At 62.8% G+C, this 15,335-nt stretch carries 15 protein-coding genes; 3 read left to right on the top strand and 12 right to left on the bottom strand.

The features are described from left to right. On the top strand, positions 1-311 hold a 311-nt coding region (locus tag BLP76_RS16465), incomplete at its 5' end, for a transposase (RefSeq protein ID WP_171904420.1). An 89-nt stretch (positions 312-400) separates the two neighbouring features. Here BLP76_RS16465 and BLP76_RS16460 read toward each other — a convergent pair. The 9 genes from BLP76_RS16460 to ccoN all read right to left on the bottom strand — a co-directional run bounded on the left by BLP76_RS16460 (position 401) and on the right by ccoN (position 9,237). Then, positions 401-832, bottom strand: coding sequence for a hypothetical protein (locus BLP76_RS16460; protein WP_092815904.1), 432 nt, complete (start codon positions 830-832; stop codon positions 401-403). After that, complete coding sequence (ccoS, locus tag BLP76_RS16455) at positions 825-1,025, bottom strand: cbb3-type cytochrome oxidase assembly protein CcoS (RefSeq protein ID WP_092815901.1); 201 nt, start codon at positions 1,023-1,025, stop codon at positions 825-827. Before ccoS ends, BLP76_RS16460 begins: the two co-directional genes overlap by 8 nt. Further along, positions 1,022-3,328, bottom strand: a complete 2,307-nt coding sequence (locus BLP76_RS16450; RefSeq protein ID WP_092815899.1) for a heavy metal translocating P-type ATPase — start codon at positions 3,326-3,328, stop codon at positions 1,022-1,024. The genes ccoS and BLP76_RS16450 overlap by 4 nt, the downstream gene beginning before the upstream one ends. Continuing rightward, positions 3,325-3,822 carry a FixH family protein gene (locus tag BLP76_RS16445; RefSeq protein WP_170130510.1) on the bottom strand — a complete coding sequence of 166 codons (498 nt, stop codon included), beginning with the start codon at positions 3,820-3,822 and terminating at the stop codon, positions 3,325-3,327. The genes BLP76_RS16450 and BLP76_RS16445 overlap by 4 nt, the downstream gene beginning before the upstream one ends. Before the next feature lie 8 nt (positions 3,823-3,830). After that, on the bottom strand, positions 3,831-5,363 hold the full coding sequence (gene ccoG / locus BLP76_RS16440; protein ID WP_244514633.1) for a cytochrome c oxidase accessory protein CcoG: 1,533 nt from the start codon (positions 5,361-5,363) through the stop codon (positions 3,831-3,833). 356 nt (positions 5,364-5,719) lie between these two features. Continuing rightward, positions 5,720-6,652 (bottom strand): cytochrome-c oxidase, cbb3-type subunit III, encoded by a 933-nt coding sequence (gene ccoP, locus BLP76_RS16435; RefSeq protein WP_092815893.1) that lies wholly within the window; start codon positions 6,650-6,652, stop codon positions 5,720-5,722. A 3-nt stretch (positions 6,653-6,655) separates the two neighbouring features. Continuing rightward, positions 6,656-6,862: a cbb3-type cytochrome c oxidase subunit 3 gene (locus tag BLP76_RS19110; RefSeq protein ID WP_092815890.1), complete on the bottom strand. Its 207-nt coding sequence runs from the start codon at positions 6,860-6,862 to the stop codon at positions 6,656-6,658. Between the two features lie 4 nt (positions 6,863-6,866). Next, complete coding sequence (ccoO, locus tag BLP76_RS16425; RefSeq protein WP_092815965.1) at positions 6,867-7,598, bottom strand: cytochrome-c oxidase, cbb3-type subunit II; 732 nt, start codon at positions 7,596-7,598, stop codon at positions 6,867-6,869. 37 nt (positions 7,599-7,635) lie between these two features. Beyond that, positions 7,636-9,237: a cytochrome-c oxidase, cbb3-type subunit I gene (gene ccoN / locus BLP76_RS16420; RefSeq protein WP_092815962.1), complete on the bottom strand. Its 1,602-nt coding sequence runs from the start codon at positions 9,235-9,237 to the stop codon at positions 7,636-7,638. Positions 9,238-9,412: 175 nt separating this feature from the next. On the opposite strand from ccoN, the gene BLP76_RS16415 reads away from it, so the two are divergent. After that, the gene (locus tag BLP76_RS16415) at positions 9,413-10,069 is read left to right on the top strand and encodes a hemerythrin domain-containing protein (RefSeq protein WP_092815887.1); all 657 of its coding nucleotides are present in this window, start codon (positions 9,413-9,415) and stop codon (positions 10,067-10,069) included. A gap of 113 nt (positions 10,070-10,182) precedes the next feature. Here the strand turns inward: BLP76_RS16415 and BLP76_RS16410 are convergent, their stop codons facing one another. After that, positions 10,183-10,800 (bottom strand): Crp/Fnr family transcriptional regulator, encoded by a 618-nt coding sequence (locus BLP76_RS16410; RefSeq protein ID WP_338081420.1) that lies wholly within the window; start codon positions 10,798-10,800, stop codon positions 10,183-10,185. Positions 10,801-11,060: 260 nt separating this feature from the next. Between BLP76_RS16410 and BLP76_RS16405 the strand changes: the two genes are divergently transcribed. Further along, positions 11,061-11,900, top strand: coding sequence for a universal stress protein (locus tag BLP76_RS16405; RefSeq protein WP_200170535.1), 840 nt, complete (start codon positions 11,061-11,063; stop codon positions 11,898-11,900). Positions 11,901-12,387: 487 nt separating this feature from the next. Here the strand turns inward: BLP76_RS16405 and BLP76_RS16395 are convergent, their stop codons facing one another. Together BLP76_RS16395 and ngg are read right to left on the bottom strand one after the other, a co-directional pair. Beyond that, positions 12,388-13,542, bottom strand: coding sequence for an osmoprotectant NAGGN system M42 family peptidase (locus tag BLP76_RS16395; RefSeq protein ID WP_092815959.1), 1,155 nt, complete (start codon positions 13,540-13,542; stop codon positions 12,388-12,390). Beyond that, a complete protein-coding gene (gene ngg / locus BLP76_RS16390) occupies positions 13,542-15,332 on the bottom strand; it encodes an N-acetylglutaminylglutamine synthetase (RefSeq protein WP_092815875.1) in 1,791 nt (596 codons plus the stop codon). Before ngg ends, BLP76_RS16395 begins: the two co-directional genes overlap by 1 nt. Positions 15,333-15,335 lie beyond the last annotated feature (3 nt).

Below are 15,335 nucleotides of genomic sequence, written 5' to 3'. Positions count from 1 at the left end.
ACATCGAAACCCAACTCGCTCCGACGCTGAACAAGGGTGACGTTGTCATCCTCGACAATCTGGCAGTTCACAAGAGTGCGAGGGCAGCGGCGATCTTGAGAGAGAAAGGTGCCTGGTTCCTCTTCCTGCCGCCCTACAGCCCCGATCTCAACCCAATCGAGATGGCCTTTTCAAAGCTCAAGTCACTTTTGCGAAAAGCAGGCGCACGAGCCTTCGATGCCCTTTGGAAGGCAATCGGAGATGTCTGCGGTCTCTACCAAGCCGACGAATGCTGGAACTATCTGAAGGCCGCTGGATATGCGCCCAATTAAAAGTCCGATGCTCTAGGAAGCCGGACGCAACGCCGCGAGGAGGCGGCAAGATGCGGCCGGGTTACTGTGACGGGGTTGCGTCGACAGCTTTACTGGGACGGCGTGAAGGAGATCACCGCAAAGCAGATGGAGAGAAGCGCCGACAGCCAGACAATCGAGACGTAGCGCTCGATGATCCGGCGACCTTCGATCGTGATGCCGCGCATGCCACCGGCGGTGACCCGCTGGGCGATATGGGCAGCGGTCAAAACGACCACGAAGAGGATCTTCACATAGAACCAGGCGCTCACCTCCCGCTCCGTCATGCCGTAATGGCTCCACAGAAGCAGGACGCCGGTCAGCCAGACGAAGGCGAGAACCATGGTGGTGAAATTGCCGAGCGTACGCCGGGCAAGGGCCAGAGCCCGGCCGCCTTCGCCCTCGCGGCCGGCGCTGGCGCGCAGCAAAACGTAGTGCGAGACGGCCATGCCGGTGACCATCGCGATCATGATCAGATGCGCCATGCGCAGAATTTCATACATGTTGGGCTGCGTCCTCTTCCTCGCGCGCCTCTTTTCGGTGCCCTGCCTCCCCGGGCTCATCGTCGAGGAGAATGCGAGCGGCGGCACCGTCGAGGTCGTCGTATTGTCCGCTCTTTAGAGACCATAGAAACGCGGCAAGGCCAAGCGCGCCCAAAAACAACGCCGCTGGAATGAGAATGACGAGGATGGTCACGCTGCGGCTTCCCGACCGGTATCGGCGAGCGCATTGCGCGGCTGCGGCTTGGCGCTGGCCCGCTTGCCGGCACCGAGAGACAGGCGAAGCGCGTTGGCCGTGACCAGGATAGACGAACTCGACATGGCGACCGCCGCAATGAGGGGGGTCGCGAGGCCGGCAAGTGCCACCGGCACGGCAATCGCGTTATAGGCGAGCGCGATCGCAAAATTCTCCAGGATGACGCGCCTTGCCCGGCGCGCAACGACGATGCCTTCGGCAATCGGGGCGAGCGCTCCGGAAGAGAGGACGAAATCGGCCGCGACCTGAGAAATATCCGAACCGGTCGCAGGAGAGATCGAAGCCGTCGCCGCCGCAAGTGCCGGCGCGTCGTTGATCCCGTCGCCGACCATCAGAACGTGTCGGCCCTCCGCCTGCAGCCGCTCCACTTCGGCGACCTTGTCGGCGGGCGTCACCCCGCCGGTCCATTCAGCAATGCCGAGACCGCGAGCGGCGGCCGCGACGGCCTCCGGCCGATCGCCTGAAAGAAGATGCACGCCGAAACCCATCTCCTTGAGGCGCGCGACGAGCGGCGCCGCATCGGGCCGCAACCGATCGACAAACCGGAAAGCTTTGGGGGCCGCGCCCGGGATCTCGATCCAGATTTCTGAAAAGGCACCGCCGCTCTCGGCGTGCTCTGTCTCGGCAACCCATTCCCGCCGTCCGAGACGCACGCGACGACCTTCGAAGCGCGCTTCCATGCCCGCTCCGGGCTCTTCGCGCACATCTTCAACGCAAAGAGGCGTAACCCCGCGGCCCAGAGCGGACGCGGCAAGGGCCTTGGCGAGCGGATGGCGACTCTTGCTGGCGAGAGCCGCAGCCAGCGCCCAGGTCCTGTCGTCCACCTCCGGCTCCTCGGCAAGACGGGGATCCCCGCCGGTCAGGGTGCCGGTCTTGTCGAAGACGACCGTATCGACGCCGGCAAGGCGTTCGAGCGCGGCACCGTCCTTGACGATGATACCTTCCTTCAAGAGCCGCCCGCTCGCCACGATCTGCGTCGCAGGCACAGCAAGGCCGAGCGCACAGGGGCAGGTGATGATGAGAACGGCAATGGCGATCATCAAGGAATCGTGCCAGCCGATGCCGACGAGAAGCCAGCCGACGAAGGCGAGAGCTGCCAGAATGTGGACGGCGGGCGCGTAGATGCGCGCCGCACGGTCGGCGAGCCCGACAAAGCGGCCGCGACCTGCTTCCGCGCCTTCCATCAGACGGATGATATCGGCAAGGAGGCTGTCGCCTGCGCTCTTCTCCACCTTGAGACGGATCGGGCCGGTGACGTTGAGCGTGCCGGCGAACACGGCGCTGCCGTCCCGGACTGCCTCGGGCAAGGGCTCGCCCGTGAGCGGCGATTTATCGACGTCGCTCCAGCCGGAAATGACCGTGCCGTCGAGCGGCACGCGCTCCCCGGCGGCCACTTCCACGACGTCTCCAGGCTTCACCGCCCCCGCGCGCACCAGGCTGATACGGCCATCCTCACCGACGAGACGCGCGCTGTCGGCCGACAGCGACAAGAGCCGCGTCGCGGCCGCACGTGCCACGCCCCGCATACGGAAATCGAGCACTCGCCCGATCAGCAGAAAGAAGAGCAGCGTGATCGAAGCATCGAACCAGGCATGCGGCGCACCGATGATGGTCTCGTGCAGACTCATCAAGGCAGCGAGCACGACGGCAAGCGAGATCGGCACATCCATATTGAGGCTGCGGGCAGAAAGCGCCCGCGCCGCGGAGCGGAAGAAAGGCCGCCCGGCATAGGCGATCGCCGGCAGCGCGATCATCGCCGAAATCCAATGGAAGAGGTTTCGCGTCGCTTCGTCGGCACCGGACCAGACGGAAACGGACAAGAGCATGACATTGCCGGCGGCAAATCCGGCAACGGCAAGCGACCGCAACAACTCCGCTCCAGCCTCTTCGTCGGCGACGTTGTTGAACACGGCGGGATCGACAGGCCGTGCCGCATAGCCGGCGCCGCGGACGGCCGCAATCAGCTCTTCCGCTTCAACCGTCTGCGGATCGAAGCCGACGACGGCCTTGTGCGCCGTCAAATTGGCACGCGCGCGCGAAACGCCGGAGACCGAGCGCAGAGCCCTCTCCACCTTTGACAGGCAGCCGGCGCAATGCATGCCTGGAACGATCAGAGTGAGCTCGGTAGCACCGTCCTTCGCTTCGCGCAGGAAAGCCGGGTCCACGTGATCGTCGACAGTTTCGGGTTGCGATCGGGCAAGCTCGATCGCGGCAAGCGAGGCGCCTTCCCCGCAGCAGCTCATGAGGCTGGACCGCTATTGACCATCACCGGCTCGGTCGTGCGGAAGACCAGATCCTCGCCGGAGCGGACCTTGAGCTCCACCATCCAGCGACCCGGCCCCAAGGGCTCGTCGGCGCGGTAGCCGTCAGTGACCTGCTGCAACATCACGAGACGATCCTCGTTCCAGTCCGAAGCGCGCCCGATGATGGCGGAGACATTGAGACCCGAAATCGGTGCCCCGCTCTTGTCGCGCAGATCGACGGTCAAGATACCGTCGCTCGTATCGAACTTTGCATCCCAGCCGCGGGCGTCCTGCGCCCGGCTCGCCTCCAGCCATTTGTTGTAGTTCTGGCTCGCGACGTAGGAATTCTCGACGACGAGCCCCGGGAAGGTCGACGTCGCGAAGAAGGCCATCGTGAAATTCACGATGATGATGGTGACGAAGAACAGCGAGATGATCCCGAAAAAATGCCAGCCGTTGAGGGGATTATCCTCATTCGGCCAGAAAGCGCTCATCACCCGTTTCATCGCGTCGGCCCGTGGAATTGCGCATCAGCCGAAGAAGTCTGACCCGTCTCGGGATCGGTGACAACAAAATCGAAATCCTGAGACGCGCGGGCCCCTTCCGGCATCACCACGAACACCCTGAGGTCGCGCACGCGATCCGGCTGCACCTCGACGATCAGGTTCCGGCTCTTTTCCTCTTCGGCACCGGCATACCACATTTCCGCCCCGGGCAGCCCATCGAGCGTTACCGAGAACGTCTTGAGCTCCGGCAGCATGTTGAGGAGCTTCACCGTGTAGGTGTTGCGCACCGAACCGTCGGACAGCGTCACGAAGAGCGGATTGCGCTCGTGCAGGACGTTGATGCCGAGACGGTCGCGCATGGCGAGCGTCACGAGCATGGCAACGCCGATGAGCGCCCATAACGTGAAGTAGATGACCGTGCGCGGACGCACGATGTGGGACACGGAGAAGCGGCGCTGCTCTTGCTTCGCCACTTCGCGGCCCTTGCTCGCCGCGGTGGAGGCATGGACCTGATAATCCTGCAGCGTCGAATAGGAAATCAGCCCGCGCGGCTGGTTCACCTTGTCCATGATGTTGTTGCAGGCATCGATGCACAAAGCACACGTGATGCATTCCAGCTGCTGACCGTCGCGAATGTCGATGCCCATAGGACAGACCGCGACGCAGGCGTTGCAATCCACGCAATCGCCGGTATCGAGCCCCTGCTGCTCGCTCTTTTTGCGGTGGCGCGAGCGCGGCTCGCCACGCCAGTCGTTGTAGGTGACGATGAGTGAATCTTCATCGAGCATGGCGCCCTGAATGCGCGGCCACGGGCACATATAGGTGCACACCTGCTCGCGCATGAAGCCGGCGAAGACATAGGTCGTGAAGGTCAGCACGGCGATCGTCACATAGGCGGCGGGAGGCGCCTTCAGCGTCACGAGATCGACGGCGAGCCCCGGAGCGTCGGCGAAATAGAACACCCAGGCGCCACCGGTCGCGATCGCGATGAGGAGCCAGATCGCATGCACGGTGGCGATCTTGCGGATCTTGGCGAAGCCCCAGGGCGCCTTGTCGAGGCGCATCTGGGCGTTTCGATCGCCGATGATCCGCCGTTCGACCGCCATATAGAGGTCGGTCCACACCGTTTGCGGACAGGTGTAGCCACACCAGGCACGTCCCACGACCGATGTGATCAGAAAGAGGCCGAGGCCCGCCATGATGAGCAGGCCGGCCACATAATAGAATTCCTGCGGCCATATCTCGATCGAGAAGAAGTAGAAGCGGCGACTGGCGAGGTCGACGAGCACCGCCTGATCGGGCGCGTTCGGCCCCCGGTCCCAGCGGATCCATGGCGTCACCCAGTAAATGCCCAGGGTAACGAGCATGATCAGCCATTTCAGCCGCCGGAAAGCACCGGAGACCCTTTGAGGAAAAATCTTGAGACGCGCCGCGTAAAGCGACCGTTCATTGCGGCTATTGACCGGATCGGCCTCGACCTGGTCGACAACCCCGCCCCCCGCGTAGGTGTCCTGATTCATCTTGGCCATTTAGATTCCATTGCTGCCGCGACAGCATGCGCCGTGGATAGCTTGGAAACGGTCTAATCCGTTTGACCCAAGTCAATCCAGGTTTCCGGCTCGGACTGAGCGCATTCGCCGCATGCGACAATAAAAGGCTGAGACGCCAAAGCGCCAGACAATACAGCCATGCGCACGTTCCGGCCGGTTCAACCCAGCAGATCGTGATTACGACAAGACCTGGATGCCAGAAAGTCGCGCCTTCGTCGACGACGAATAGACCGGCAAACCGTCCCGTTGGAACGATCATATCAGGGAAACGGGATATAAAGAAACGGGCAGCCTCAGCCGCCCGTTTCAAACACTTCAAATCGTAAAGGCGCCACTTAGTTCGAGGCGGTCGCTTCCGCGTTCTGACCGCCGCCCAGCGACCACACATAAAGTGCCAGCTGCTTGATGGTCACTTCATCGAGGCGCCCGGACCAGGCCGGCATGACACCGTGCTTGGGATTGTTCACCTGCGATTCGATCTGCTCGAGATCCGGACTGTAGAGCCACACCTGATCGTTGAGCGCCGGCGCTCCCAGCATGTATTGGCCCTGCCCGTTTTCACCGTGGCACACGGCGCAATTGTCGGCGAATATCTGCGCGCCCTCCGTGGCGAGAGCATCGTCGTGTTCGAGGCCGGACAGCGAGCGGACATAATTGGCGACCTGTTCGATCTGGCTTGAATCGAGGAGCCCGTCCCGCCCGAAGGCCGGCATCTCGGAGATCCGCGTCTCATCGTCCTGCTCGTAGCGCACACCGTGCTGAAGCGTCGTGTGGATATCCTCCAACGTTCCGCCCCAGATCCAGGCGTCGTCGTTGAGGTTCGGATAGCCATAGCCGCCTTCGGCACCGGAACCGTGGCACTGGACGCAATTGACCTTGAACGCCGATTCACCGCCTCGGAAGGCGACCTGCATCAGCTCGTTGTTCGTGCGGATCTCTTCCAGAGGCGTGTCGCGGATCTGGTTCATCACCGCCTGGCGGCTTTGCTCAACAGCGGTCAGCTCACGCGCGACCGCTGAGCGGGAATGCCAGCCGAGAAGGCCGTCGGTGCCGGTTTTGATCAGAGGGATCGCCGGATAGAGCACGACATAGACGAGGGCGAAGATCGTGCAGCCGTAGAAGATGTAGAGCCACCACTGTGGCAAAGGATTGTTGAGTTCCCTGATCCCGTCCCATTCATGACCGGTCGTTTCCGTCCCGGTGACCTTGTCGATCTCGACGCCATGGCCTCGCGGCTCGTTCGAAGCGCCATCTTTATTGGTGGCCATCAATTACTCTCCACGTCCAGGAGTCTGGTCACGCGGTGGCTGCTCTTGAGCCGGCCGCTCGTCATGTTTGAAGGGAATATCCCCTTGGGCGCGGTAAGATGCACGCGCGCCCGGACGATAGACCCACAGCACAGCCGCGACGAAGACCAGGAGCATGAACAGAAGCCCCCATTTGTCCGCGAAGTGGCGCAAGGTATCGTAGGTGCTCATAACCTCACCTGAGATTGTCTTCGGTGAGCGGCTCGTAAGTGGTGAAATCCACCAGCGTGCCGAGCATTTGAAGATAGGCCACCAAAGCGTCCATCTCCGTGATCTCTGACGGATTGCCGTCGAAGTCTCGCACCTTCACCTTCGGGTAGCGCTCTTCCAATCCGCTCGGATCGCCGTCGGGATCGACCTGCGCCCGCAGATCCGCCTGCGCATTGGCGACCATCTCCTCGGAATAGGGCACGCCGACAATGGCGTTCACCTTGAGGTGCTCGGCGATGTCGTCGGCCTTGAGCGGCGTCTTCGCGAGGAAGCCATAGGGCGGCATGATCGATTCCGGCACGACGGAGCGCGGATCGGTCAGATGCTCCACATGCCACGCATCGGAATAGCGCCCGCCGACACGCGCCAGGTCCGGTCCTGTCCGCTTCGAGCCCCATTGGAAGGGATGATCGTACATGGATTCCGCGGCGAGCGAATAATGGCCGTAACGCTCAACTTCGTCGCGCATCGGACGGATCATCTGTGAGTGGCACAGATAGCACCCCTCGCGGATGTAGATGTTGCGGCCGGCAAGCTCCAGCGGCGTATAGGGCCGCATACCTTCGACCTTCTCGATCGTGTTCTGCACGTAAAACAGAGGCACGATTTCGACGAGACCGCCGATCGAGACGACGAGGAAGGAGAGCACGAACAGAACGGTGATGTTCCGTTCCACCCTGTCATGGTTGCGCAGGATGAATTTCGTAAACGGGTCGAGCACGTTGTGTCTCCTATCACTCGGCCGGTTCTACGGCAGCGCCGATCGGGGTCTCCTGACGGAGATCACCGCGGATCGTCTTGTAGATGTTGAACGCCATGATCAGCCCGCCGGCGAGGTAGAGCGTGCCGCCGAGAGCGCGGATGATGTAGTAGGGATGCATGGCCGCAACGGTTTCCACGAAGGAGTAAACGAGGAAGCCTTCCTGGTTGTACTCACGCCACATCAGCCCCTGCATGATGCCCGACACCCACATGGAGGCGGCGTAGAGAACGATGCCGATCGTGGCGAGCCAGAAGTGCCAGGACACGAGCCGCACCGAGTAGAGCCGCGGGCGGAACCAGAGCTTCGGCACCAGGAAGTAGATCGCGCCGAAGGAGATCATGCCAACCCAGCCGAGCGCACCGGAATGCACGTGGCCGATGGTCCAGTCGGTGTAGTGCGACAGCGAGTTGACCGCCTTGATGGACATCATCGGGCCCTCGAAGGTCGACATGCCGTAAAAGGCGACGGCGATCACCATCATGCGGATGACCGGATCGGTCCGGAGCTTGTCCCATGCACCCGAGAGCGTCATCAGGCCGTTGATCATGCCGCCCCATGACGGCATCCACAGCATCACCGAGAACACCATGCCGAGCGTCTGCGCCCAGTCGGGCAGCGCCGTGTAGTGCAGATGGTGCGGGCCGGCCCAGATGTAGAGGAAGATCAGCGACCAGAAATGCACGATGGAAAGCCGGTAGGAATAGACCGGCCGCTCCGCCTGCTTCGGAATGAAGTAATACATCATCCCGAGGAAGCCGGCGGTGAGGAAGAAGCCAACGGCGTTATGCCCGTACCACCACTGAGTGAGGGCATCCTGGACGCCGGAGAAGGCCGAGTAGCTCTTCGAACCGAGGAAGGAGACCGGCACGGCGAGGTTGTTGATGACGTGCAGCATCGCGATCGTGACGATGAACGCCAGATAGAACCAGTTCGCCACATAGATGTGCGGTTCTTTGCGCTTGGCGATGGTGCCGAGGAAGACGACGAGATAGGCGACCCAGACGATCGTCAGCCAAAGATCGATGTACCATTCCGGCTCGGCATATTCCCTCGACTGCGTGACACCGAGGAGATAGCCGGTGGCAGCAAGCACGATGAAAAGCTGATAGCCCCAGAAGACGAACCACGGCAGGCCACCGCCGAAGAGGCGGGCACCGGTCGTCCGCTGCACCACATAAAACGAGGTGCAGATGAGCGCGTTGCCGCCAAAAGCGAAAACCACCGCCGAGGTGTGGAGCGGGCGCAGACGCGCGAAATTGAAATAAGGCTCGAGATTAAGATGGGGAAAGGCGAGCTGGAACGCGATGAAAACGCCGACCAGGAAGCCGACGACGCCCCAGCCGACTGTGGCCACGGCGCCGTAGCGAATCACCTCGTCCATGTAGCCGTCGGGACGATCGCGAACCGGAACGCGTTTGCCCGAGACATCCATGGTGCGCAGCCGCCAGACGGCGGCGCCGAGCGCGATCAAGGCAACCAGCCCCATATGGACCGCGAACTGCATGTCATGAGCCTTCACAGAGGCTATGACGGCAACCAGCGCGATCAGGAACAGGATGCCGGCTTGTGCCATCCCCATGGCCATCTCCTATAAACTTGCCAAGTGCGCCCAAGCGACGCGCTAGAAGGCTTCCAAAGTAGCTATCGACTTTAGGGGAAACCCATCCTTGATTCAGATCAAGTTGGAAAGGGGGGAGTTCCGGCACACTTAGTAAATCAAGGGGAACTATTGGGAAGGATTTCCCAAGATGCGGCCGGAGAGACGCCATCTTGAGGCGCTGCTCGCCTGCGCGGCGGACGCGCCCACGGCAGAAATGATTCGGGAAGACCCCTTCCAGCTGATCGCTTACGAGCATGCCCTGCAGGAGCGTCTGTGCGATCTTCTGGAAGCGATTGCCGATGCCCTCCCCAGAGACGTCATTCGGGAGACGGCGCGCGCTGCAGCTTTGACGCTGCGCTTCTACTTCCCCGCCCATATCCGACTGGAAAACGACATCCTGTTTCCGGCTCTCGCCGCGCCCTGCCGCGCCGATCGCGGCATCCGCGAGGCGATCGCCCTCGCCCGCTCCGAACATGACGCCGACGAACAGGCCGCACTGGAGCTTGCCGACGCCCTCGAGGCCCATGACGAGGAAGGCGGCTACCGCGAAGCCGAGGCTCTCGGTTATCTTTTGCGGGCTTTCTTCGAATCCCAGCGCCGGCACATCGCCTGGGAGGAGACGGTGGTTTTCCCCATGGCCCGCTCCTGCTTCTCGCCATCGGCACGGGGGGATCTCGCAGCCGCACTCCTGCGCCACCGCATGCGCTGCGACAGTCAGCCTCTCGCCATCCTATTGGCAAGCGAGGTTCGGATTGTGGGAAGACATTCCATCCGCAAGGACGGCCGGCAGGCACAGGCCGGCTGAAAGGCTATTCATCCCGTACGTAGGAAGGCGAGGCATGGAAGGCCTCTGGCGGACGCTTTCTTGAAGCGCGCCCGCGCGATGTCTTAACCCTCAGCGGGCTGAAAAACCTGACCTCAGTCGCCCGTTTCGGCTTCCAGGAGCTCCATATCCGGCACACGAATGCGCCGATTCTGCTCCACGCGGATAACGTCGGAACCCTTCAACTTGGTCAATTGTCGGCTCACGGTTTCGATGGTGAGCCCGAGGAAGTCGGCGATTTCGGCGCGCGTCAGCGGCAGTTCGAAACCCGTGCCACCCTCGTCGTTGCCATCGGCGTGCGGAGAATGGCGCGCAATCATCAAAAGGAACGTTGCGACCCGCTCACGGGCCGTCTTGCGGCCGAGCGTCAGGAGGAGATCGCGCGCATCATCGAGCTCGTCAAGCGCCTGAAGATAGAGCTTGTGCTCCAGCTCCGGCGATTCGCTGATCATCCGCTCCAGAAGCTGTCGCGGGAAGGTGCACAGAACCGTGCTCGTCACCGCTTCGGCCTTGAGCGAACTCTCCGGCGAGAACGGGCGACCGACGAAATCCGGCGCAAACTGGAGACCGACGATCTGCTGGCGTCCGTCCGGCAGCATCTTCGACAGTTTCACGACGCCCGCGAGCACATTGGAATAGTTGGATGTCGGCTGCTCGGCATCAAGCAGGGTCTTGCCCGGCTCGACCACCTGCCGGTGGGCGCGGCGGGTCAACTCCGAAAGCTGCGATGCGTTGAGCGCGCCGCAGATCCCCCGGTTTCGAGCCTTGCATGCCCGACAAAGATCGGGCACGGGATCCGTATCAAGGGGGGCGATTGGCACCAGCTTCATCATACCGCAGTCTTAGCGATGAAAACGCGTCAATTCCAGGGGGGCTTGATCCTGATCAACGCGGCAATTCGGCGCTAGGTTCTATAATGGACTGTTGGTTAAACCCTGCCCGCCTTCCTCCACGCGTTTGAAAGGAAAGAGCCGTGAGCAGCCGTTATCCTCTCGGAACGATTATGATCCACCTTCCGACGGTGGATGTCATCCCGCGCCTCATGAACGTCGCGGTGCCGATTGCGCGCGATCATTCTGCTCACATCGTCGGCCTGCACTTGATCCCGCGGATTCCGCCGGACGTCGTAGACCCGCTCGGCGGGGAATGGTTGTCGATGCAGATGGAGCGCGACAATCAGCTGGCCGAAGAGGTCGGAGCGGCCTTCAATCGCGCAGCCGCGACGGAAACGATCTCCAATTCCTGGCTTCAGCTCGATGCGCGCGACGTCAACGCCACCCAGCTCGCCTGCCGCACCTGCCGCAATGCAGATCTCGTGGTGACGGCGCAGGCGGCCGAAGAGCTCCCCTCCTACTATCGTCCGGAGGATCTGGTGCTCGGGGCCGGCCGGCCCGTCCTGGTGGTCCCCACCTCGGGCGACTACACCGATGTCGGGCATACCGTCCTCATCGCCTGGAACGGCAGTCGCGAGGCGGCCCGTGCGGCTTTCGACGCTCTTCCGCTCATCCAGAAGGGTGCCAAGGTCTACATTCTCTGTGTCGAGGCCGGCCACAATGAGCCGGGCAAGGGATTGGTGCCGGGCGACGCACTCGCACGCACGCTTTCGCGCCATGGGCTCGACGTGGAAAACATGACCTCTCGGCCGGACCGCACCTCGGTCGGCGGAGAAATCCTGAACCGCGCCTCCGACCTCGGCGCGGATCTGATCGTCATGGGCTGCTATGGCCATTCGCGCCTGCGCGAGACGGTCTTCGGCGGCGCCACCCAGTCGATCATCGACCAGATGACGGTTCCGATCTTGATGTCGCACTGAATCGACGAGGTTGAGGGCGCGCCCCGCTCGTACGGGGCGTCTGACGAGCGGGCAGCCGGCGGCAGAACCGGCGCCCGCCTTTCAAATCGTCTTCAAAACGCCGCCTAAGGGTGCGGCGTCCTCGCAGGTGAGGCTTTGTCGCGCGGCGTGATCGAGCGCGCCGTCTTAGTGCTCGTGGTCGCCGCCGCAGCCGCAACCGCCCTCATCCGCCGCATGCGCGTGTTTATGGCCGTGGCCGCCACAGCCGCACGAGCCGTGCTTATGCTCCCCGTGCCCCTTGTGTTTGCCGTGGCCTTTGCCACCGCAGCCACAGCCCTCGTGCTCGCCGGCGTCCTGATCCTGACAGCAGCGATCCGCTGCGGTCTCAGCTTCGTGGGATTTCTCAGTCATCTCGCGCCCTTCCTAAAGAACGCGATATCGCGCCTCCCCCCGGAGGAAGGTCAAGCGGCCAGACGCGACGAAGGCCGGCGCTTGCCAACGCAAAGTGTCACAGCACGACAGGTTCGTCCTTCGCCTCCTCGGCCGCCTCGTCCTCGGTCGGCTGGGTGGTGAAGCCCTGGAGGCTGCCGAGCTCTTTGCTGTCGCGCTGGATCTCGACGGGGCTCGTCACATAGGCGGTGATGAGTTCGGCGAGGGACCGCAGCGCATGCATGTGGATACGCTCATAGCCATGGCTCGCATCGACGCCGAAGGTGATGAGTGCCGTGCGCACATCCGCCCCCGATTCGATCGCCGAGGCCGAATCGGAGCGGTAATGGCGGAAAACGTCCTTCTGGTAGCGGATGTCGTTTTCCAGGCACAGCCGCGCGAGCTTGCGCGTCAGATGGTAGTCGAACGGGCCGGTCTGGTCGGCCATGGCGATGGTGACGCCGAATTCCGACGAATTCTGTCCGGGTGCCGTGGTGCCATTGTCGACCGCCACCATCGAGGCGACGTCGTGGGAGAGGATCGCCGAGGCGCCGACGCCCACCTCTTCGGCAATGGTCAGAAGGAAATGGATGTCGACCGGCGTGATCGCATCTTCCTTCACCATGGCGTCCAGCGCGGCGAACATGACGGCAACGCCCGCCTTGTTGTCGAGATGGCGGGAAACGATGAAGCCGTTCTCGACGAATTCCGGCTGCGGATCGATCGCCACCATGTCGCCGACCTCCACGCCGAGCTTCTCCAGCGAGGACTTGTCGGTCGCAGGCGCATCGATGCGAAGCTCCACGTAATCCCAACCGACCGGTAAAGTGTCGACCTCATCGGCAAAGGTGTGGCCGGAGGCTTTCAGCGGCAGAATTGTGCCGCGATAGGAGCCGTGATCGGTAAAGATCGTCGCGCGCGCCCCTTCCGCAAACCGCGCCGACCAATGGCCGACGGGCACGAGTTCCAGACGACCGTTCTCCTTAAGCCCCTTCACCTGCGCGCCGAGAGTATCGAGATGCGCAACGATGGCGCGGGCCGCCTTGCGTCGAGAGCCCTGATAGATGGCACGAATGGCGCCGCGGCGGGTGATCTCGTAGCCGACCCCGAGCCGTTCCAGCTCCGCACAGCAATCGCGCACGATCGTGTCGGTGTATCCGGTCGGGCTCGGCGTCGCGAGAAGCCGCGCCAGCCAATCGGCCAGGTAGTCCGTATCGATCGCGAGCCGCGTCATCATCCCTTCCTTTCCTGCGCCATTCTGACGGAGGCGGGCATCGAGAGCGGAAACAGGAGATCGACGAAGCGCTGCGCGGTCGGCTGCGGTTCGTGATTGGCAAGGCCCGGTCGCTCATTCGCCTCGATGAAGACATATTCCGGCAGATGCGGGGCCGTCACCATCAGATCGATGCCGACCACAGGAATGTCGATGGCACGGGCAGCCGAGATCGCCGCTTCGACGAGTGTCGGATGCACGGCCGCCGTCACGTCGTGAATGGTGCCTCCGGTGTGCAGATTGGCGGATTTCCGCACCTGCAGTGTTTCGCCCTCGGGCAGAACGGAATCGAGAGAAAAGCCGTTGCGGGCAATGCACCGTTCCGTCTCACCATCGAGCGGGATCTTCGATTCCCCGCCGGTGGCGGCTTCGCGGCGTCGGCTCTGCTTGGCGATCAGGTCGCGCACACAGCTCTTGCCGTCGCCCACCACCTGCGCAGGAACGCGGATCGCTGCGGCGACGAGCCGGAAATTGATGACGATCAGTCTGAGATCCGTGCCGGAGAAATAGGATTCGAGCACCACACGGTCGGCTGATTTCTTCGCCTCTTCGATCGCGGCCTTGACCTGTTCGAGAGTGTCGAGATCAACCGCGACGCCTCGCCCCTGCTCACCGCGCGCGGGCTTGACCACGACGCTCTCGTGCTCGGCGAGAAAGGCTTTGAGCGCGTTGTCGTCGCCGGCCTCCATCTGGGCGGGCACCTTCACCCCCGCCCTTTCCACGATCCGGCGGGTTGCGGCCTTGTCGTCGCAAAGCGACATGGCGACGGCACTCGTGAGCTCCGACAGGCTTTCGCGACAGCGAACCGACCGTCCGCCGGACGAAAGGCGGAAGAAGCCAGCCTGATCGTCGATCACCTCCACATCGATGCCCCGCCTCCGCGCTTCGTCAACGATGATCCGGGCGTAGGGATTGAGGTTTTCCGCCGGGTCGGGACCGGAAAAGAGTTTTTCGTTGATCGGGTTCTTGCGCTTCACCGCGAAGATGGGGATGCGCCGGAAACCGAGCTTCTCGTAGAGACTTATCGCCTTGTCGTTGTCGTGCAGGACCGAGAGATCCATAAAGGCGGCGCCGCGCGCCTGATAATGCTCCGCGAGCCGGCGCACCATCGCTTCACCGATGCCCGGATAACGCGCCTGCGGATCGACGGCGAGACACCACAGTGAGGATCCCCGCTCCGGATCGTTGAAAGCGCGCTGATGATCGACGCCCGTGACGGTCGCGATCACCTCACCCGTCGTCTCGTCTTCGGCGACGAAATAGGTGAGCGCCCGGCTGTCTCGGTTCGACCAGAAGAATTCCGGGTCCACCTGCACCATGTTGCGGCTCGCATAGATGCGGTTGACCGTCTCCGCATCGGCCAAAGAGGTCAGCCGCCGAACGAAGAATCCCGGAAGCTTGCGCCATTTCGCGCGGTAGGTGGTGAGATCGAGCCGGTAGGTGTGCGAGGGATCGAGGAAGAGCTCGTTCGGGGCGGCCGCGAGCACGACATGCGGGTCACGCACATAAAAGGCGATATCGCGCCGGTCGGGGCCCTCTGCCCCGAGCTTGTCGATCATCGCATCGCTCGTCTCGAATGTCTGCGTGAAGAGGACGCGTCCCCAGCCACAATCGATCACCGCATTGGGGTGCGGCCGCTCGCTATCCTGCTCGAGATGCGGCCGCGTGCCCTGCTCGCGCATGCGCAATAGCCTATGGCCAACGACATTGGCGCGTTTGCCCTGGCCCTTCTTGTCCGGTCGGCGTGACATGGC

Origin of the sequence: Afifella marina DSM 2698 (assembly GCF_900102695.1) — a bacterium.
Classification (GTDB): Bacteria; Pseudomonadota; Alphaproteobacteria; order Rhizobiales; family Afifellaceae; genus Afifella; species Afifella marina.
This window is presented reverse-complemented; position numbering and strand designations above follow the sequence as displayed.